At 48.5% G+C, this 19,571-nt stretch carries 16 protein-coding genes; 2 read left to right on the top strand and 14 right to left on the bottom strand.

The window, feature by feature from the left end:
- Positions 1-51 precede the first annotated feature (51 nt).
- Genes H9L42_RS05835 through H9L42_RS05800 form a run of 8 tightly spaced genes read right to left on the bottom strand, consistent with a single transcriptional unit; the run spans position 52 to position 10,197 of the window.
- Complete coding sequence (locus H9L42_RS05835) at positions 52-3,354, bottom strand: PD-(D/E)XK nuclease family protein (protein ID WP_187302451.1); 3,303 nt, start codon at positions 3,352-3,354, stop codon at positions 52-54.
- Positions 3,355-3,377: 23 nt separating this feature from the next.
- Entirely contained in the window at positions 3,378-4,829 is a 1,452-nt protein-coding gene (locus H9L42_RS05830; RefSeq protein ID WP_187302450.1) for a nitronate monooxygenase, read from the bottom strand.
- Between the two features lie 13 nt (positions 4,830-4,842).
- Positions 4,843-5,268: a 3-hydroxyacyl-ACP dehydratase FabZ gene (gene fabZ, locus H9L42_RS05825; protein WP_187302449.1), complete on the bottom strand. Its 426-nt coding sequence runs from the start codon at positions 5,266-5,268 to the stop codon at positions 4,843-4,845.
- Between the two features lie 8 nt (positions 5,269-5,276).
- The gene (gene fabF / locus H9L42_RS05820; protein WP_187302448.1) at positions 5,277-6,509 is read right to left on the bottom strand and encodes a beta-ketoacyl-ACP synthase II; all 1,233 of its coding nucleotides are present in this window, start codon (positions 6,507-6,509) and stop codon (positions 5,277-5,279) included.
- 26 nt (positions 6,510-6,535) lie between these two features.
- A complete protein-coding gene (gene fabG / locus H9L42_RS05815; protein ID WP_187302447.1) occupies positions 6,536-7,276 on the bottom strand; it encodes a 3-oxoacyl-[acyl-carrier-protein] reductase in 741 nt (246 codons plus the stop codon).
- A gap of 10 nt (positions 7,277-7,286) precedes the next feature.
- Positions 7,287-8,276, bottom strand: a complete 990-nt coding sequence (locus H9L42_RS05810; RefSeq protein ID WP_187302446.1) for an ACP S-malonyltransferase — start codon at positions 8,274-8,276, stop codon at positions 7,287-7,289.
- Positions 8,221-9,186, bottom strand: a complete 966-nt coding sequence (gene fabK / locus H9L42_RS05805; RefSeq protein ID WP_187302445.1) for an enoyl-[acyl-carrier-protein] reductase FabK — start codon at positions 9,184-9,186, stop codon at positions 8,221-8,223. Before fabK ends, H9L42_RS05810 begins: the two co-directional genes overlap by 56 nt.
- Positions 9,187-9,204: 18 nt before the next feature.
- Positions 9,205-10,197: a 3-oxoacyl-ACP synthase III family protein gene (locus tag H9L42_RS05800; RefSeq protein ID WP_187302444.1), complete on the bottom strand. Its 993-nt coding sequence runs from the start codon at positions 10,195-10,197 to the stop codon at positions 9,205-9,207.
- A gap of 177 nt (positions 10,198-10,374) precedes the next feature.
- On the opposite strand from H9L42_RS05800, the gene H9L42_RS05795 reads away from it, so the two are divergent.
- On the top strand, positions 10,375-11,931 hold the full coding sequence (locus H9L42_RS05795) for an ABC-F family ATP-binding cassette domain-containing protein (protein ID WP_187302443.1): 1,557 nt from the start codon (positions 10,375-10,377) through the stop codon (positions 11,929-11,931).
- Positions 11,932-12,004: 73 nt separating this feature from the next.
- Here H9L42_RS05795 and H9L42_RS05790 read toward each other — a convergent pair whose 3' ends face one another.
- Both H9L42_RS05790 and H9L42_RS05785 read right to left on the bottom strand, forming a co-directional pair.
- Positions 12,005-12,649 carry an HAD family hydrolase gene (locus H9L42_RS05790; protein WP_187302442.1) on the bottom strand — a complete coding sequence of 215 codons (645 nt, stop codon included), beginning with the start codon at positions 12,647-12,649 and terminating at the stop codon, positions 12,005-12,007.
- A gap of 433 nt (positions 12,650-13,082) precedes the next feature.
- A complete protein-coding gene (locus H9L42_RS05785; protein ID WP_187302441.1) occupies positions 13,083-13,511 on the bottom strand; it encodes an Hsp20/alpha crystallin family protein in 429 nt (142 codons plus the stop codon).
- Between the two features lie 418 nt (positions 13,512-13,929).
- On the opposite strand from H9L42_RS05785, the gene H9L42_RS05780 reads away from it, so the two are divergent.
- Positions 13,930-14,172 (top strand): helix-turn-helix domain-containing protein, encoded by a 243-nt coding sequence (locus H9L42_RS05780; RefSeq protein WP_187302440.1) that lies wholly within the window; start codon positions 13,930-13,932, stop codon positions 14,170-14,172.
- Between the two features lie 88 nt (positions 14,173-14,260).
- Here H9L42_RS05780 and yaaA read toward each other — a convergent pair whose 3' ends face one another.
- The 4 genes from yaaA to H9L42_RS05760 form a co-directional block, all read right to left on the bottom strand.
- Positions 14,261-15,016: a peroxide stress protein YaaA gene (gene yaaA, locus H9L42_RS05775; protein WP_187302439.1), complete on the bottom strand. Its 756-nt coding sequence runs from the start codon at positions 15,014-15,016 to the stop codon at positions 14,261-14,263.
- A complete protein-coding gene (locus tag H9L42_RS05770; protein ID WP_187302438.1) occupies positions 15,017-15,469 on the bottom strand; it encodes a peroxiredoxin in 453 nt (150 codons plus the stop codon).
- A 1,097-nt stretch (positions 15,470-16,566) separates the two neighbouring features.
- On the bottom strand, positions 16,567-17,565 hold the full coding sequence (locus H9L42_RS05765; protein ID WP_187302437.1) for a hypothetical protein: 999 nt from the start codon (positions 17,563-17,565) through the stop codon (positions 16,567-16,569).
- An 85-nt stretch (positions 17,566-17,650) separates the two neighbouring features.
- Entirely contained in the window at positions 17,651-19,564 is a 1,914-nt protein-coding gene (locus tag H9L42_RS05760; RefSeq protein ID WP_187302436.1) for a DUF1430 domain-containing protein, read from the bottom strand.
- Positions 19,565-19,571: the final 7 nt, after the last annotated feature.

The following is a 19,571-nucleotide window of genomic DNA, read 5'->3' as shown; positions in this document are numbered from 1 at the left end:
TATAACCTTAAGAATATTTCTCAAAATTGATACTTTTTTCTGTTCTCTTACTTATATAATCTCATAACCGCAGTCTTCAAAGACCGGATCGAATTGGCAAATCCCTTTATATTTGCACCAGGTACAGGCACTGTTCGTTCCAGAACGTTTGGGTCGGATAACGATTTCCCCGGAAAGCAGGCCTTCACAGAGTTCCTTTACCTTTTCCTCTACCGTTTTCTGCAGCTCATGAAAAGTTTCCTCCTCCATCAGCGCGCCGCCCGGAGCCGAAACGCCTTTCTGTGTCCTGCGCACTGCTATAATATCGGAAAAGCCTGTAAAGTCACCTGCGATTTCTTCGATTACCTGTGGATCATCGACCATCACTCCATCCATTTTGCATCCTCGTTTTACCGCCTGTTCCACCTTGTCCTCCAGTTCTTCCGGGGAAAAGCTTTCCGCGCTGACAGACGGTTCGCGAATCAAAAAGTAAAAGACACCAGCCGGTTGACGATCTACTCCCTGGGCTGCCTGCAAATAAAGCATCAGCTGCAGCCGGAACCCTTTTCTTACTTCATTCAGATCGAACTTTTCCGCCCCGGTTTTATAGTCAATGATTTTTACTCTTCCATCCCGCAGCACGTCCACCCGGTCAATTTTACCTTCAATCAAAACATCGCCCTGCCCTGTTTTCACAGTTACAGGCTCAAGGGCCTTTCCTCTTCCAAATTCCTGTTCAAAGGAGATGGATTTCACCTTTCCCTGACGCACGTGTTCGATGAGAATCCAGCTGATTTCACTGCAAATAGCGGCAGCGCGGCGAGTCCGATAAGATTCTTCCTTTCCGCTGGAAAATAACCCCTCACGGTACTCGCCCGCTTGTCGCTCTAAAATTTCTCTTACTTTTTCCTCACACTCCTGCCGCGATACGGTCTGCCATCTGGATTCAGGAGCATCGACAGAAACGCCCTCCTGGGTCAGCCAGGCGGAAAGCTCCATCAGACAGGTATGATACAGATCCCCCAGTTCTCTGCCGCCAATTTCGAAAACCCGCTGTTCTTCCGGCCTAAGGCCGTAATCAATAAAATGTGAAAACGGGCATCTGCTGTAGCGTTCCAGCCTGGATGGGCTCACGGATAATTCCTTTGTCATCTCTCTTTTATAGATCGCTTCTACTAGTTCACGAGAAAGCGCTTCCTGTTTATTTGTAAAAAAGAGGCCTTCCCGCAATTGGGTCAATTTTCCTTTCCCCTGATACCAGGATAGCGCTTCTTTCCACACCGGATCCAGCGCGCCGCCGTCCATGCTCTCCCTCAACGCGGCAGTCAGATGCTCCATCGTCGAATCCTCTGCCTGAAGCAGTTCCCAGGCATCTCCACTGCTGACAATGTCCTGACGACACTCCAGTTCCGCGCAGATTTCCTGGAGTTTTCGGAACACCGGAGAAGGTTTTAGTTCCTTTCCCTCACTGTCCGATACCGAATAACTCATCCACAGACATTCCGAAGGTTTTGACAGGTTTTTATAGATCGCCAGTTTTTCTTCCTGCACACGGATTTCATCCACTTTGCAAATTTCAATTTCCCGCTCAAAAAGAAAGCGTTTTTCATCTTCACTGAGAATGCTGTCCATCCCTGCCGACGCCGGGAGCACCCCTTCATTCGCCCCCAGAATTAACATTCCGCGAACACGGCTGCTCCTGGTTCTCTGCATGGTGCCCAGAATCAATCCATCTGCGGACGGCGGTAAAAGCCCTACCTCAATGGACTCAAGTCCGGATCGCAGAATATCTCCGAAGCTTTCTGCCAGGATGGTTTCGTCGCCTACGATTTCCACAAACTGATCCAGTACATCCATAACAAGGCCCCACACCTGCGCGGTTTCGCCTGCTGCGTTAAGAAGTCCCTCTTCTTCCTGTTCTCGGATCATAACCTCCAGTTTCGCCGGAATCTGATAAACATCTGTCAGGTACCGATACAGCACCGCGACGCGTTCTTTTACCGTCCCCGCCTTCTGAAATTCTGTCCGGAAAGGCTCTACGAAAGATACCACTTTTTGTCTGCCGGATTCTAAATTTTGCAGCGCTTCCAGACCATACTCTTCTTCCCCTTTGGAAAAAGGCGCAGTCCATCGATTTCCCCGAATGCGGTACTTCCTTGCGTAATTCTCCAGTTCCTCCACTTCTTCCCACGAAAGATCCGTCAGTCCGGTTTTCAGAAAGCGGAAGATCGATTCCGTCCCGTATCCTCTGCCGCTCAGTTCCAAAAGGGATAAAAGAAATACCGAGAAAGGGCTGTGAAGGATATTCTGTTTTTTGTCCAGAAACAGTTCAAGGCCGTACTGGGAAAAGACTCTCTTTATGATGGTTCCCCGCACCTCCATATCATTGCAGATCAGAATCAAATCCCGATAAGCCATCCCCTGATCCCGTACAAGGGAAAGAACTTTTTCCGCGGCAGATTCAGCCTCGCTGTAGTAGTTGGCCGCTTTTACTAAGGTGATCCCTTCTGTATTCGCAATGGGCTCCGCCGGAAGCGCGTACAATTCCTGCTCTATCCCCAGTATGCCTTTTTTCTTATTTTTAATGATGTAAGCATCGGGAATTTCCCCGACTTCCCAGGCAACCCCTTCTTCTTCGGCAATTTCTGTAAATCTGCGGATCCAATTTTGCGTCAGGGAAAAAACATCCTGATCCCTGCCTTCCGTACTGCCGGTCATGATTAGATGCACCTGAGGAGCTGTTTTCATCAGCTGCCGGATTACTTCTGTATTTTTCGGAGTAAAGGAGTCAAACCCGTAGATCCAGATCCGGGAGTTTTTCACCATCTGGGACTGGGTAATTTTCTCCGCGTACTGATCTACATAGTCCTCGGTATCCAGATATTTTCCCTGAATCTGTTTTTCGTAGCTGCGGAAGATAATACTGACATCCTGCAATTTTTTGCGCAAAAAGGCACTTTCGCTCAGCTCCTGGGCGATTCGGTCTAACGCATCGGGATCAACCCCATACTGTTTAAGCTCAGAAATGAAATTATTCATCATTTCAATGAAAGACTGTTTTTTTTCCTGACCTCTGTAAATCCCCAAAGCTTCTTTCTTTTCACGCAGAATTTTGGTAAGGAGCATATGACGTCCGTATTTATCAATCATCGGACATCTTCCTCCCCCCGTTTCGGCGAGAACTTTCATACCAAGCCGCGAAATACTGACGACTTCCAGATCCATCAGCCCCTTTGTTCCAAGATAAAAAAAGGCGTCCCTTTCTGCCTGCAGGGTGAACTGATCCGGCACCAGCAGCAAGGTTCTGCCTTTTATGGAGTCAAATAAAAACTGATCTTTATTTTTGTTTTCGCGGCCGTAAAAAATGTGAAGCATTCGTCTTCTTTTCCTTTCCTGACTCATTGAAATTCTTTAAAAATATCGGCCACACGTTCGATTTTTTTCGCTTTATAAATCTTGCTTCCGCAGAAGATCAGACCATTTTCCAGATCTCCCAGAGCCGCGTTTATCAGTCCCTGTGTAATACATCTGGGGTCTTCTCCAATACGGGACACATACGCGTTATCCACTACCCTGCCTGGAAAGCCCTCCGGGCTTGTAATCAGAGTCACATCCTTTTCGCCACATGCCAAGTAGGCCTCTTTATACACATCACTGGCGTCGCATTCCTGGGTTGTTACAAATCTTGTCCCCATCAGAAAACCATCCGCCCCGTAAACATAGGCTTTTTCGGCATCTTCTCTGCTGTAAATACCTCCGCATACAATTAGAGGGCAATGTTCCAGCGTTTCCAGTTCTCCCTTTATATCCGCGATGTTTTTGTAGAATTCTTCGCCTGCCGCATCCATCTGAGACTCTTTTACTCCCAAATATCCACCGGCAAGGGGTCCCTGAAAGATAAACCCATCCGGAGTCCGATTGTATTTCTTGGTCCAGTTGCGGATAATAATATTTGCCGCCCGCTTTGAGGCAACGATGGGAACGAGAGCGACTCTTTTATCCTTACAGTAGCGCGGAAGATTCGTCGGAATTCCGGCGCCGCAGATAATCACTTCCGCTCCCGCCTCTACCGCGGTTTTCACATATTCCCTGCAATTTTTTGAAGACCAGAGGATATTGACCCCAATAGGGCCTCTATTCTCCCGGCTGCCTGCCATTTGCAGCGCCCGCTTAATTTCTCTCCGCAGTGCCCGCTTATTCGCTTCTAAGGGATTCTCCCGAAAATCCCGCTCCCGAAAACCGATCTTAGACGCGGCAATCACACCGACGCCTCCTTCTCTGGCGACGGCGGACGCGAGGCGGCTCATAGACAGACCGATGCTGAGAGCACCCTGAAAAATGGGAACCGGTACATGCACTTTCCCCAGCTCCATTGGTTTCAGAGAAAAAGGGCCCGGGTCTTTGGCCGGCGGATGCTTGCGCATCACCAGATATTCATTGATATTGTCAATCGATTCAATGAACTTGCCAAGCTGCTCCTCCGGAATTTGGGAAACCGCGTCTCGGATCATCGACATATGAAATTCTTCGTGCTCCCGAACCGCGGCAATTCCTTCCTCTGTCAATTTTACTTTGACGATTCGTTTGTCCTCCGGAATGCGAAACCGCTCTGCGTATCCTTTTTTTACTAGTCTGCTTACAGATACGGTCAACGTGCCCACGCTGATCTGCAAAGCGGCCGCAACCTGGCTCATGGTTTTCGGCTTTCCCTCGCCAATTGCGACCAGCGTATGCAGTTCCGTAAGAGATATGTCTCTACGGGTGGATTCTTTCAGTGCCTTCTCCTCCAATTTAAAAACTACATTGAAGAGATTTACTAAGAGGTCATTGATCTTTTTTATGTTATCCACCGTTTCGCGCTCCCTATTCAAACATAAACATGATTTCGCACTTGCAGGCCAGCTTGTCGCCAACCCAGGCTTCCGCTTTCCCGGTTCCCGCCCGGCTTCGCAGCTTTTCAAAACGCACCTTCAGAGTCAGAGTATCTCCCGGTACCACCTGATGCTTGAATTTTGCTTCTTTGATCGATCCAAAGAAAGCCAGTTTTCCTTTGTTTTCCGGAAGGGACAGTACAGCGACCGCTCCGGCCTGGGCCAGAGCTTCCACCTGCAGCACGCCGGGCATTACTTTTCGCTCCGGGAAATGTCCCTGAAAATAATATTCCTCTTCTCTCACATGTTTCAGCGCGGTAATCGACTTTCCGGCCTCCATTTCCAGCACCTCGTCCACAAGGAGGAATGGTTCTCTGTGAGGGATCACTTCTTTTATCTGTTCCTGATTCATCAGCATGGGATCACCTATTCTTCAAATTTCTTAACAATCAGTGTTCCGTTGTGTCCGCCGAATCCTAAAGAATTGGACAGTACATAGGTCAGATCCGCTTTTCTTCCTTCATTCGGCACGTAGTCCAGCGTCAGTTCCGGATCCGGTTTTTCCAGGCCAATGGTCGCCGGAATAAACCCGTCGCGGATGGCTTCGGCGCAAAGTACCGTTTCAATGCCTCCTGCCGCTCCTAAAAGATGTCCGGTCATGCTCTTTGTGGAACTGATTGGAACTTTTGTATCCTCTCCGAATACTTTTTTAACAGCGATGGTTTCAAACAGATCATTATATGGCGTTCCGGTTCCGTGAGCGTTGATATAATCGATCTGATCCGGCGTAATTCCCGCTTCTTCAATGGCCAGAGCCATGGCGTTAGCCGCGCCTTCCCCATCAGAAGCCGGCGCCGTAATATGGTACGCGTCACAGGTCGCGCCATATCCTACGATCTCACCGTAGATCTTCGCGCCTCTCGCTTTGGCGTGTTCCAGTTCTTCCAGAACCAGGAATCCTGCCCCTTCGCCCAGTACGAAGCCGTCTCGCTCTTCATCGAACGGAGTGGAGCATCTGTCCGGGTTTGTTCTCGTAGACATAGCGTTCATGTTGGCAAATCCGGAGAAGCATACCGGAGTAAAGACGGATTCGGAAGATCCGGCCAACAATACATCCGCGTATCCATGCTTGATATTGCGGAACGCTTCGCCAATTCCGTGGGTACCCGACGCGCAGGCAGATACGGTTCCAAAGCAGGGCCCTTTCGCGCTGAATTTAATCGCCAGGTTTCCCGCTACCGCGTTAGGCATTACCATCGGCACCAGCAGAGCGGAGGCTCTGGCGATGGTTCCTTTTTTCACGCATTTTGTGACTTCGCTTTCCAGGGTGGAAATCCCGCCGATTCCGGTCGCTCCAAACACGCCGAAGCGCTCTGCCTTTACGTTTTCACCGCTGACAATACCGGAATCCGTAACCGCTTCTTCCGCGGCAATTAAGGCATACTGGGAAGAAAGATCCAGTCTCTTGGCCGCTCTCTTATCGCCGAAGTCAAAGTTCTTTACTTCCGCTCCCATCTTTACTTTATGAGGTTCTATGTCAAAATGGGTAATTTCCGCAAATCCGTGTTTTCCCGCTTTAATATTTTCCCAGGACTCCGCAAGGGTGTTTCCAACCGGCGTCACCGCTCCTCTTCCTGTAATGACAACTCTCTTTTCCATTTATTCAAAATCCTTTCTCTCATTCTCTACATATTCAGACCGCCATCCACGCAGATGGTCTGTCCGGTAATATAGGCAGCGCCGTCTGACGCCAGAAACAACGCGGTCTTCGCCACATCCTCCGGCTTTCCGGTTCTTCCGAGACTGATGGCCTCCGCGGCCTTCGCTTTCTGGTCATCGGTCATCACTGCCGTCATATCTGTATCAATAAATCCCGGCGCAATGGCGTTTACGGTAATGCCTCTTCTTCCCAGCTCCTTTGCCGCTGACATGGTCATGCCGACAACGCCTGCTTTTGACGCGCTGTAGTTAACCTGTCCCGGATTTCCTTTCACGCCTGCCACCGAAGATAAATTGATGATTCTTCCGGATTTCTGTTTAATCATCACTTTGGCCGCTGCGCTGAGGAAATAGAAGGAACCGTTCAGGTTGGCGCTGATTACGTCTGTAAAATCGGTATCCGACATGCGCATCAAAAGTTTGTCCTTTGTGATGCCCGCGTTGTTAACCAGAATATCCACGCGTCCAAAGCATTCTTTTGCTTTGGCAACTGCCGCTTTGGCAGTCTCCGGGTCCGCCACATCGCCCTTCAGAAGCTCTATCCTGGTTCCAAACCCGGCAAGTTCTTCCGCGGTTTTCCGCGCCTGTTCATCGTTGCTGCGGTAGCACAGCAGCACGTCCGCGCCGTTTTCGCAGAATTCCCTGGCAATGGCTTTTCCGATACCTCTTACGCCGCCTGTAATAATCGCCGCTTTTCCTTTTAACATCTCTGTCTCCTTACTGTTCTGCTTTCAGAGCCTTGAGCCCTTCGATGGTTTCTTTCAGGCTCTCCGCGTTTTCAATGTTAAAGCGCTTCAGATCCGCTTCCGTTTTTTTCGCCAGTCCGGAAAGAGTTTTTCCCGGTCCGATCTCGATGAGTATTTCCGCACCGTCTCTCTTAAAATGATGAACCGTCTCTTCCCAGTAAACCGGGCTCTTCGCCTGTCTGGACATAATGTCGGCCAGGTATTCGCCCGCGTCCTTTCCGTCAAAGTCCTTCATCATATCTTCCGCCGTTACGTTGGCGTAGATTTTCGCGTTTGGAGCTTTCAGTCCCGCTTCTTTGAGAGCAGTTTTCAGCTTATCCGCCGCCGGTATCATCATCGGGCTGTGGAACGCGGTTCCTACCGGAAGTTCTTTTGCCCGGATTTTCTTTTCTTTCGCCACATCCATAAAGCGGGCGATGGCGTCTTTGTCTCCCGCTACCACAGTCTGGGAAGGAGAGTTGAAATTTACGCCCTCCAGGATGCCGTCGCCTCTGGCCTCTTCTACCGCTTCCAGTACCTGGGGTCTCTTTGCCATAGCAGCCGCCATCTTTCCCATAGGCTGTCCGTCTGGACCCAGGCCGGCTTCGTTCATCATCTGACCTCTCTTAGTTACGATTTCCATACCGGTTTTGATTTCCCCGATAGCGCCTGCCGCTGTCAGAGCCGCGTATTCTCCCAGGCTGAATCCCGCGTAGCCGATGATCTCGATGTCGTCTTTCAGACCTTCTTTTTCCAGGGCTTCCAGGAAAGCTTCATAAGCCGCCATGGTTACTGTATAAACCGTTGGCTGCGTTACATGGGTCTGTTTGAGGGTCTCCGCGTCGCCGTCAAAGCACCACTGCTTGATCTGGTCGCCTGCCATATCAAAAACGTTTTTCGCAGCTTCGTAGTTATCATACAGATCTTTACCCATTCCTGGATACTGAGCGCCCTGCCCTGCAAATGTTATTCCGATCTTCATAGATTTCTTCCGCCTCCTTAAACATTTCTTCAATAATCTCCGCTGCCGGCTGTTCTTTCTTCACAAGTCCCGCAATCTGGCCGGACATGATATTTCCATGGTCCGCGTCTCCGCTGAGTACCGCAGCCGCCAGCGTTCCGGTACACAGCTCGTTGATTTTCTCAACGTCCGCGTTCTGCTTTTCAAGGGCGAGGATTTCTCTCGCCAGTTTATTTTTAATGACTCTCACAGGATGTCCTGTGCTGCGCCCGGTAGCTACTGTAGACGAATCCTTCGCTTTGAGGATCGCGTCTTTGTACCCCTGAGCGACAATACATTCATTAGCCACCAGAAAACGGGTGCCCACCTGTATGCCTTTTGCTCCCAGCATATAGGCAGCCGCGATTCCTCTGCCGTCGGCGATTCCGCCTGCCGCCAGAACCGGAATATTTACCGCGTCCACAATCTGTGGAACCAGCGCCATAGTCGCCGTTTCTCCAATATGTCCTCCAGCTTCCGTGCCTTCCGCTACAATGGCGTCGGCTCCGGCCCGTTCCACGCGGATAGCCAGCGCCACATTGGCAACGACCGGAACCACTTTAATTCCGCATTCCTTCATTTTCGCGATATATTTTCCCGGATTTCCCGCTCCTGTTGTCACAACCGGAACTTTTTCCTCGCATACCACGTCGATGAGTTCGTCTACATTGGGAGCCAGCAGCATGATGTTGACGCCAAAAGGCTTGTCTGTCATTTCGCGGGTCTTTTTGATCTGATCCCGCAGCCAGTCCGCGGTTTCTCCGCCGGCGGCGATAATTCCCAGCCCGCCTCCATTGCTGACTGCCGCGGCAAGATTGCATTCCGCGATTCTTGCCATCGCTCCCTGAATGATAGGATACTCGGTTCCTAACACTTCACATACATTTACCATCTTTCATCCTCCTGGTCTTTACCATTCTATAATGGCGGCCGCGGCGCACAGGCCTCCGCCGAACCCCATTACTGCTATTTTATCACCTTTTCTTATTTTACCAGTTTTCTCTAAATCATACAATGCCATTGGAATACTGGCAGCAGAAACATTAGCGCTTTTATTGATGCTAATCTGAAATTTCTCAATCGGCTGGTTCATTTTCTGAGCCGCCGCCTCCATAATCCTGCCATTAGCCTGGTGAGGCACGAACCAGTCGATGTCATCCAGTGTCAGTCCTGCCATTTTCAACACTTCATCAGTTACTTCCTCAATGGAGTTGACGGCAAACCGGAAGACCGCCTTTCCCCGCAGAGCCAGAAGCTGTGTTTTTTCCTCATCTTCCCAGAACGGGATGTCCCGATATTCTTTCCCGCAGGTCAGGACGCCTTTATGGTCGTCGTAGTTTTTTACATAAGTGGCCAGAATGCCTCGCTCCCGCGGCTGATTTTCCAGAACCGCGGCGCCCGCTCCATCGCCGAACAGGATACAGCTGGTACGTTCCTGCCAGTTGGTAATTCTCGAAAGCCGCTCCACACCAATTACCAGAGCTTTGCCAATAGCTACGGTGTTCGCCCCGGGCATGGCGCCGTTTTTCATCAGCGCCTCGGCGGTCCACAGAGCGTACATAAAGCCAGTACACGCCGCGTTCAGATCAAAAGCCACCGCGTTTTCCAGCCCCATCCTTCTCTTTACCTGCGCGGCCGTAATCGGTACAATATCATCCGGCGTCGCTGTCGCTACCAATACCAGTCTAATCTCATCTTTATTCGCTCCCGCGTCCCGCAGCGCTTCTTCCGCCGCCGCGCAGGCCAGATCCGTTCCTGACTCCGTGGTAGCGATATGCCTCTGCTCAATGCCTGTCCGCTCGATGATCCAGTTATGATCCGTATCCACCAGATCGGAGATATCATCATTGGTAACCACTTTTTCCGGAAGACATTTTCCAAGTCCTGTAATTGCAATCCCCATTTTTTATCCCCATTGACTCCCTTCCAAGTTATTTACTTTGATTATCAAACTATTTTATATATTATATCTTATTGGGCTGAAAAGTCAATTATTTTTAGGGGGGTAAACCGGTTCTTGCAAGGCACGCCGCTTTCCGCTATAATCAAGTCTGCGGATTTAAACAGCAAAGGAGTTTTTATGAGTATTTTAACCGTTGAACATTTATCTCATGGCTTTGGCGACAGAGCCATTTTTGATGACGTTTCCTTCCGCCTGCTGAAAGGGGAGCATGTCGGCCTTGTAGGCGCCAATGGAGAAGGAAAGTCAACCTTTTTCAATATTGTAACCGGAAAACTGGCGCCGGATGAAGGCAAAATCCAGTGGGCAAAGAACTGCCGCGTCGGTTACCTGGATCAGCATACCGCCCTTAAGCCCGGACAGACTATGCGGGATGTACTAAAGTCCGCGTTTTCTTACCTATTTAATATGGAAGACCGTATGAACGAAATCTGTGATCTTCTGGGAAGCGCGGGCGAAGAGGAAATGACGGCTCTCATGGAAGAGCTGGGCGAAATTCAGGACATGCTGACCATGCATGATTTTTATATGATTGACGCCAAGGTGGAGGAAGTCGCGCGGGCGCTGGGGCTCCTGGATCTGGGGCTTGATCGGGAGGTTTCGGATCTTTCCGGCGGCCAGCGGACAAAGGTTCTGCTGGCGAAGCTGCTACTGGAAAAACCGGATATTCTTCTGCTGGACGAGCCGACCAATTATCTGGACGAAGAACATATTGAATGGCTCAAGCGTTATCTCACAGAATATGAGAACGCGTTTGTCCTGATTTCCCATGACATTCCCTTTTTAAACAGTGTCATTAATATTATCTACCACATGGAGAACCAGGAACTGAACCGTTATGTGGGCGATTATAATAATTTCCAGGAAGTATATGCCGCCAGACGGGCTCAGCTTGAAGCCGCTTATAAACGGCAGCAGCAGGAAATCAGCGAACTGAAGGATTTTGTAGCGAGAAACAAGGCCCGGGTGGCAACCCGGAATATGGCGATGTCCCGCCAGAAGAAGCTAGATAATATGGAAAAGATCGAGCTTGCCGCGGAAAAGCCCAAGCCGGAATTTCACTTTCAGAAAGGGCGCACCTCCGGAAAGGTCCTGTTTGAAACCGAAGATCTGGTCATCGGGTATGACGAGCCCTTATCGGTTCCCCTCTCCCTTTCTATGGAACGTGGACAGAAAATCGCCCTGATCGGCGCCAACGGAATCGGTAAGACAACGCTTCTGAAAAGTATTCTGGGTCTGATTCCGCCTCTGTCCGGAAGCTGCCGGCTGGGAGATTATCTGGAAATCGGGTATTTCGAGCAGGAAATGCCGCCGGGCAATACCAACACCTGCATCGAAGAAATCTGGAACGAGTTTCCCGGCATGAACCAGTTTGAGGTCCGCTCCGCGCTGGCAAAATGCGGCCTGACTACCCGCCATATCGAAAGTCAGGTCCGGGTCTTAAGCGGCGGCGAACAGGCGAAAGTCCGCCTCTGCAAACTGATTAACCGGGACAGCAACCTGCTGCTCTTAGATGAGCCGACCAACCATCTGGATGTGGACGCCAAGGCAGAATTAAAACGGGCGCTGACGGAATATAAAGGAAGCATCCTGTTAATCTGCCACGAACCGGACTTTTATGAGGATTTCGTAACCGACGTCTGGGACTGCAGTAAATGGACGACAAAAATTCTGTAGCTGCAAGACGGAACAATCAAAAAGCGGCTGCCGCCTTTTCCAAACTTCGAAGGGTCGCTGCCGCTTTTTTCTGTTAGAGAATCTCTTTCAAATCTTCTGCTTTTTCAATGATATAGTCGGGTCTGTCCGGCCCGTTTTTTTCTTCCTCCGTGACTGCCATGGACCAACTTACCAGCACGGACTTCACTCCCGCGTGTCTCGCGCACAGAATGTCAAACATGGTGTCCCCTACCATGACGCTATTTTCCGGCGCTGCCCCCAGCTTTTCCAGGGCAATGTTAAGGGGTTCCGGATCCGGCTTGTGTTTTGTCGTATCGTCGGCCGTTACAATTACTTCAAAATACGGAAGAAGGCCATAAGCCTCCAGCCCCTGCATCGTTGTCTTCCTCAGCCGGGAAGTCACAAGTCCCAGCTTGTAGTTTTTGTCCTTTAATTCCCGGATCAACTCTTTCATACCGGGAAAAACAGAAATCAGCTTTCCAAAATTATCGTAATGGTAGCTTCTGTATATGGCGATGGATTCTTCCACCGGAACATCCGGGAAAAAGTTTTTCATGGTCAGTTCCAGGGGCTCTCCGAAGGTCTTTATAATCGTCTCCGGCTTTTCCTCTCTGTTTTCCAGCGTGCGGAAGGTATGCTGCCAGGAGTTTAAAATTACGTTGTTGGTATCCATGACCGTTCCGTCAAAGTCAAATATTACCGTATCGATTTTCTGCATCGGTTTTCTCCTTTTTCTGTACTGGATATTATTATAGCGGCGCCGGAAATGTTTTGCAATGGGTGAAAGGGACCGTTTTCCGGTAACGGTCGGAAATAATGAAAAGCTGCCTAACCATGTTCACAGGGCGCGCGCGAACAAATGCCCATAAGATTCAAACAGGTGTCGCGGGGCGCGAACAAATTCCCGGGAATTCCATGCAGGCGTCGCGAGGCGCGAACAAAGATCATAATATAGAAAAATAATTGCGTTTTTCAAGCTGAAATGATTCAATTTCCTGCTTTTTTCTGTAAAAACTCCTTGTTTCGGCTGTATTTTCGATGAAATTCGCACTTGCACCTCCGAACAGCCGAAGATGTTCGCGTTTCCATTTCCTGTCCTTTCCATGGGCAAACAAAAACGGGAACCCGTAGGCTCCCGTTTTTATCTTGAGTTATTCTATGGAAATCAGCTTTTTCTGTTCTTCCAGTTTCTTTGGTTCTTCTTTCGGAATCGCAAGATGCAGGGTTCCATCTTTGAAAGACGCTTTAATATCTTCCTCTGTTACGCCTTCTCCTACATAGAAGGTTCTAGAGCAGCTCCCGCTGTAGCGTTCCCTGTGAATGTAGTTTCCATCCTCATCTTTTCTGTCGTTGGATTCATTCTTCTGTGCGGTGATGGTCATGTATCCATCGTGCAGCTCGGCGTTAATATCTTCTTTCTGGAACCCCGGAAGGTCGATATCCATCAGGTACGCGCCGTCCTGTTCTTTAATGTCCGTCTTCATCATCCCATTTTTACTGTCCATTCCGCTGAAGAACGGGTCTTTGAACATTTCATCAAACAAATCAAAACCAAAATTTCTTCTAGGCATCATCAACATATGTCATCCCTCCTCAACATCTTTGATGTTCTTTTCGTTTTTCTTTGTTCCCCCTTTTGGAACAATTATATATTAACTCTTTTTGTTAGCACTGTCAAGAGGTGAGTGCTAATTTTTTCAGAAAATTTTTTCTTGATTTCTGCCGGGCGAACATCTCGCCCGGGCCACACACCTTGTTCGCCCAAAAAGCCTTAAAGTGGAGTCGGGTCGCCTCCTGCGGGCGAACATCTTATCTGAAATCTGGCGCTTGTTTGCCCACCCGCGCTTTCTGGCAGCGAATTTCTTTCTCCCGGGCAAACATCTCGCCCGAGCCGCACGCCTTGTTTGCCCGAAAGCCTCAAAGCGGAGTGATACAATATGTAATGGCTAAATGTCTTTTGTAAAATATCCTTATGAATAGGAAAGGAGCGTCGCATGAATGAATACCTATGAGGCCGTTATCAAAAGAATCGAAGAATTATGCCAGGAACGTGAACTCACTTGCAATGGGCTGAGTTATTGTGCGGGAGTCTCCCAGTCTACGATCAAAAGCATTATGAATGGGGAAAGTCAAAATTCCGGAATTGTTACTCTGAAAAAGCTCTGTGACGGCCTGAATATTTCCCTGACGGATTTCTTTGACACGGAATATTTCCATAATTTAGAACAAGAATTGAAATAACAAAATCCCAAAGCCAGTTTCCCTGTTTTCAACTCCATCCGCACATAACTCTTCAGCTCAATATTGATAAAAGCAGATGCTCTCTCTTCTATTTGACGAAAACCAGTCTGTCCCGCTCCGATAACTCTTCCGAATATTGAAATCCGAACCCGGTATAGTTCTTAACTCCTTCCACATCTGTGATATTGCCTTCCGCTAAAAATCTTACCATATCTCCGCGGGCCATTTTGGCCGGAGTCGCTTTCTGCTTCACTTTACCGCCGACCAGTTCTCCAAAATCTACGGTCACAAATCTGCATTCCGGACCGACATAGGGTTCTATCACCTGAGAATACTCTTTTGACGCCAGATTTAAAATCGTAAAAGGTTCCGTTTCGCCGCACTCATCTGCGATGGCTTCATAAATCTTTCCGCCCCAGAATTGGTAAAGCTCCTTACATCCGTCTACAGAAAGCTTGGCCTGCATTTCAAGGCGGTAAGGGACCACGCCGTCAAAGGGCCCGAGGATGCCGTAAAACCCGGACAATATTCGCAGACGCGCTCCGATGTATGTAAGCGCTCCGCAGGAAAAGACTCCGGGTCCCATGTTTTGGTACTGAAGTCCCTCATAAGAGAACACCGCCGGCGTCAATGCCTTCTCCAGATCCATTTCCGCAAAACGCTGAACATTCAGCTCTGTCAGCTTATCGCTGCACTTCCACAGACGCTTTGCCTCATCAAAGGAAAGCTTTTTAATCGCTTCCATCAGGATCCTGGTTTCCTCCAAAAAGCGCGGGAGCCCCTTGACTTCATAAGCCTCTCGGTCAACACGCATCGTCTTTGCGGGAGAAATGATAATTTTCATCTACAGTTCCTCCAGCATTTGAGCGGGGTTATCCGCCGCTTTTACTTTTCCAAATGCTTTCAGGATTATACCCTCTTCATCGATCAGGTAGGTGGTCCGAACTACGCCCATGGACACCTTTCCCGCAGTTTTCTTTTCCTTCCAGACATCATAGGCTTTGATAACTTCCAGTTCCGGATCCGAAAGCAGCGTAAAGGGAAGGCTGTATTTTTCCTCGAACCGTTTGTGAGAAGCGACGCTGTCTTTGCTGACCCCGATGACAACAGCATCCTTTTCCTGGAAATGGGGATAAAGTTCCGCAAACCCGCACGCCTGCTTGCTGCAGCCTGCTGTGTTGTCCTTGGGGTAGAAGTACAAAACAACTTTTCTTCCTCTGTATTCCGTCAATTTACGTATTTGCCCGTTCTGATCCCTGAGCGCAAAATCAGGTGCTTTTGTTCCTGGCTCTAACATAACATTTACCTCTTTTCGTTTTTTCTTTTGGTGTCCTCTCCGGCTCCATGAGCGGTACTTGCTTTCGGACATACACCTCTATATATTATATCCCTATTCTATATTTTTAAGACATAAAAATGTAATATTTTACATTTTTCACGATAAAAATAGGCTATACTCTCTGGTTTTATTTAGTTCCACACCATCTTTTTCATAAAAATGTTCTCCATGGATTTCGAAGAATTTCTCTGGTCTCATCTCCTACATGTCATCTTTTATTTCCAGGCTAACCTACCTTTAATTCGACGATCGATTCCATTATGAAATTGACAATACTGAATACCAGGATAGTTAATCCTATTGAAAATACCGTAACAGAAAAAATGCGATCCAGATTTTGGAATCTTTTTCTTATTGTAATACTGGAAATTATTAATAATATCGCTACGATACTTATTAGTATTGAAATGCTTAATTGTAATACAGGATAGTTTCCTATTCCACTCATTGCTATTCCTCCATTTCTGATGGTCAAATATTTCTGACTGGATTTGTAATGAAATCTGCCACACCTATTACGAGAAGTACGATTCCAGCCAGAAGCACTGTACAGCATAATGTCTTATCAAGATGATACTTTTTCCACATCTTAATAGAACTGATCATAATTAGAATTGCAGTTACTATAAGTAATGGGGACATTATCAGCCGCAAGAATAAATCTAATTGAACAAGGCTCATGATTCCACCTCCTTCCTATATATTAAGACGAAGAAAGATGCGTTATTGGTTCAAAAAAGAGAAAAGAGAGGCTTGCTAAATATGATGTTGATGATGTAACCGATGTTTTTTACTGTCATTCTATCCTCAAAAACGCTCCCGGCTGCAGGACGCTGCTCCCGAGTATCACGCGCTGTTGGAAACAAAACGGCATTCACGCAATTTGTTTCCAAAAACAACTGGGTTCCAGCGCGCAAAAAGGCGCCGATTTCGAAAATTTCCCTGCGAAAGCCTGCTTTTGCTCATTTCGTCGCCGGAACCCGTTGAAAAAATTGTAACAAATCGAGAAAACTACCTTTTGTTACACCTGTTTTTTCTCCAGTGGCACCGCCCTTTTATGGCAGCCGAGAAATATCCAGCTGTCCCACCAGACTTTCAAACTCCGTGTCGGACAGATTCTGGGCAGATGATTCCAGCACGTAGAAAAGGAACACCTGATAGTTTTCGGTAAAGACGATCGCCTGAAAATATCGCTCTTTCTGCGGACTTTCACCTTCATCGCCTATCGTATCAACATAGGAAGCCGCTTTGGCCGCATATCCTTCCTTTGTGACAAAATCCCATTCCCGAAATTCCGGTTTTCTTTTGTCTTCGGAAGTCAGAAAAGTACGATGTCCATTATACAGGTTCCGTTTTTGTAAATGAAGCTCCCAGTATGCCTCTCCCTGTTCGCCGCCTCCTACCAGATTTACAGAGCCCTGATCCGTATAAATATAATAACCACAATACTTGTCTTTTCCCGTCAGTTTTAATTGCCTGATATCCTTAAAATCCCCCAGGATATTGGCGATTCCCGCGCCAGCGAAAGCTTCCTCCGCGGAATTCACATAATAATGAACTCGTTCATATTCCAAATGATACTGATCGAGAATTTTCTGTATTTTCTTCTGTGGAGCACAGAAGGTAACAGAATGGGTTCTTTCATCATAAACTCCTGTATCCTCAAAGGCTCCTTTTCCCCATTGTTCATCGTCTATTTTCCTCCATTCCTCCGGAGGAATACCCTTTTCGTAATTATAGACCTCCTGCTCCGCTTTGTGGAGAGAGGAACCGTGTGCTGCGGCGGTCTCATCGCCTTCGACATCCCCCAGACGCAGCCATCCCGCTGCGCCTGCAATCGCACCAAAGGCCATTATCACACACAGCGCCGCAACTGCAAGGAGCATTCTCCGTACAGGCTTTCTCCGCGATATGACACAGGGCGCCGCAGGCTCTTTCTCTCCAATACTCTGATAGAAACGGGAAAGATACGCCTGCTCCTCGTCTCTGGTCAGCTTTCGCTCCGGCTCTTTTAAAAACACTTCAAAATGAATACTTTCATATCTGTTTCTCATCGTACCATACCTCCGTTCTGACATTCCAGAGAGTGATTTCACACAAAAAATGAGAAATGGCAAAAAAAGACAGCACTTTCAGCCCTCACAGCATGCCACCCTTTAAAATACGCTGTAAATTCCTATGTTCCAGCTTTCGGATCAGATACAGGATCAGAGCAGTCTCCACCAGCAGAACTCCTGCTGCCGCGGCAGCCATGGCCCCCGGCGGTTCCCGAAAGTGAAAATAGTTGGACACGGACACGGCTCCGCCTCCTGCCGCTGTGCAAATCAGGGTCAGCGTCAGAAGTCCCCGGTAACGCCGGATGAATGAGTAGCCGTGCAGTTTTTTCAGCAGCAGTTCCCTGCCGCGGACATAGAACTCATATTTCAGGATCTGATAAAGGAGGATGCCCTCCATCAGGAACATGCACACAATCAGCGCCGCGCTGAAAATAATGCTCCCTTTCTTTACATTCCACTGGTTCAAATAATTCTCCCAGGCGTTTGTTTTATAAATCGGCTCCTGGCGGATGCCGTTTTCTTCCGCGAAGGCTTCCCATTCCGCGTCTGAAATTTCCAGCATCGCGGACTGGAGGATATAGGGATCAACAGTTCCCGTATCTCTGGTAATCAGGTTCAGGAGAATTACCGGATTTTCCTTTATTTTTGTTGTCCCTACGCCGACGCTTCCCATAGAACCGTCACAGGCTATAAGCTTCACGTCCTCTTCATAGGTGAGGTTTCTCATTTGATACGGCCCGTCATAATAGGTTTCAAAGACTTCCTGTGACGCGTCGCCCTGTTTGTTTCCCGTTTTTTCATAGTTTGCAGGGGAAATTCGATATACGGTCTGTTCCCGCAAATCCATTTTCGAAAGTTCGGGAATCGTCCCGCGCAAGTAAGGCAGCGCCCCCGCGTCCGCGTAAATGTAGTTGGCATCATAGGACCCCGGGTCCTGCAGCTCCACCATAGCAAAGGTTTTCTTTTTCTGCAGATATTCCTGATAGAGTTTCAGGCACAGTCTGTCCGCCCGATCCCCGTCGCCGCTGTCGCTGTCCACATTCATCTGGTAATAGGAATAGTCTTTATAATGGGAAAAGACCTCTTTTGGCTGGTAAAAAGGCGCCGCCTCCGAGATGGTCCGGACGCAGCCCGTGATGACCGCGAGAGTCAGGATAATTCCAACGGCTTTATACACATAGCTGACTTTGAGAACCCGCCGCGCCCGTACTCCAATATACATATCTTTTTTGTAATCCGTAAACAGCAGCAGAAGGTGCAAACTCCCATTGCACACTGCCAGCAGGAAGAACCATGGTCCGGTGTTTTTCAGGTAATATTCCGGGGAAGACAGAAGGCTGAACAGCAGGAGAAAAAGGAGAAAACAGCCTCCGTAAAAGATAAATTCTCTGGCCGCATGACGGAGGATGAACTGTCGCAGATCCTGGCCGGAAATTATGCGCAGGAGCACTTCTCTGCGCAGTAACGCAATCTGATACAAGGTCAGAAGCGCTGCGGCGCCCAACGCAAAAATCCAGTATATCACATACTGGTTTTCCGCCTCCGGGGAGCCGTCTGTTTCAAAGGGTTCCCCTCCTGTTTCCTGGCAAAACCGCCGCATATCCTCCCGCGATCCATGCAAATAATAGACCGTCGCTTTCCCTTGAGCCTCAAATTCCTCAAGGGGAAATATAGAAATTACTGTATCACCGGACAGCAGGCTTTTACAGGACCCTTCCCGGATCATAGAACGCTGGCGCAGCACCCTCTCCATTCCTTCTGAACAATACAGATTGACCCGGTGTGTAAAGATATCGTCAAATCGATATTCTTCCGCGAAAATTTTCACTCCTGCTTTCCGGCTCAGATTCTCCAGTTGCTCCCCTGAAGCTTCTCTGAGTACAATCCCCGGATAAGCCGCGCTGAAGGAAAAGGTATACTGAACGTAACCCTCGGCAATCGCCAGCGTGATAAAGACAATCAGCAGAAAGCTGATGATGTATTTCACAGTTCCCATAGATCAC

It is taken from the genome of Zhenpiania hominis, from assembly GCF_014333425.1.
Taxonomy (GTDB): domain Bacteria; phylum Bacillota; class Clostridia; order Peptostreptococcales; family Anaerovoracaceae; genus Hominibacterium; species Hominibacterium hominis.
The sequence above is the reverse complement of the archived record's forward strand: the minus strand, read 5'-3'. Positions and strand labels throughout refer to the sequence as shown.

What these genes read in the sequence shown, in the direction of transcription:
- fabG (WP_187302447.1), bottom strand. Translation starts at nt 7,276, where the DNA reads ATGTTAAAAGGAAAAGCGGCGATTATTACAGGCGGCGTAAGAGGTATC.
- yaaA (WP_187302439.1), bottom strand. Translation starts at nt 15,016, where the DNA reads ATGAAAATTATCATTTCTCCCGCAAAGACGATGCGTGTTGACCGAGAG.
- fabK (WP_187302445.1), bottom strand. Translation starts at nt 9,186, where the DNA reads ATGGTAAATGTATGTGAAGTGTTAGGAACCGAGTATCCTATCATTCAG.
- H9L42_RS05780 (WP_187302440.1), top strand. Translation starts at nt 13,930, where the DNA reads ATGAATACCTATGAGGCCGTTATCAAAAGAATCGAAGAATTATGCCAG.
- H9L42_RS05835 (WP_187302451.1), bottom strand. Translation starts at nt 3,354, where the DNA reads ATGCTTCACATTTTTTACGGCCGCGAAAACAAAAATAAAGATCAGTTT.
- H9L42_RS05765 (WP_187302437.1), bottom strand. Translation starts at nt 17,565, where the DNA reads ATGAGAAACAGATATGAAAGTATTCATTTTGAAGTGTTTTTAAAAGAG.
- H9L42_RS05770 (WP_187302438.1), bottom strand. Translation starts at nt 15,469, where the DNA reads ATGTTAGAGCCAGGAACAAAAGCACCTGATTTTGCGCTCAGGGATCAG.
- H9L42_RS05810 (WP_187302446.1), bottom strand. Translation starts at nt 8,276, where the DNA reads ATGAAGATCGGAATAACATTTGCAGGGCAGGGCGCTCAGTATCCAGGA.
- H9L42_RS05795 (WP_187302443.1), top strand. Translation starts at nt 10,375, where the DNA reads ATGAGTATTTTAACCGTTGAACATTTATCTCATGGCTTTGGCGACAGA.
- fabZ (WP_187302449.1), bottom strand. Translation starts at nt 5,268, where the DNA reads ATGCTGATGAATCAGGAACAGATAAAAGAAGTGATCCCTCACAGAGAA.
- H9L42_RS05760 (WP_187302436.1), bottom strand. Translation starts at nt 19,564, where the DNA reads ATGGGAACTGTGAAATACATCATCAGCTTTCTGCTGATTGTCTTTATC.
- H9L42_RS05790 (WP_187302442.1), bottom strand. Translation starts at nt 12,649, where the DNA reads ATGCAGAAAATCGATACGGTAATATTTGACTTTGACGGAACGGTCATG.
- fabF (WP_187302448.1), bottom strand. Translation starts at nt 6,509, where the DNA reads ATGGAAAAGAGAGTTGTCATTACAGGAAGAGGAGCGGTGACGCCGGTT.
- H9L42_RS05800 (WP_187302444.1), bottom strand. Translation starts at nt 10,197, where the DNA reads ATGGGGATTGCAATTACAGGACTTGGAAAATGTCTTCCGGAAAAAGTG.
- H9L42_RS05785 (WP_187302441.1), bottom strand. Translation starts at nt 13,511, where the DNA reads ATGTTGATGATGCCTAGAAGAAATTTTGGTTTTGATTTGTTTGATGAA.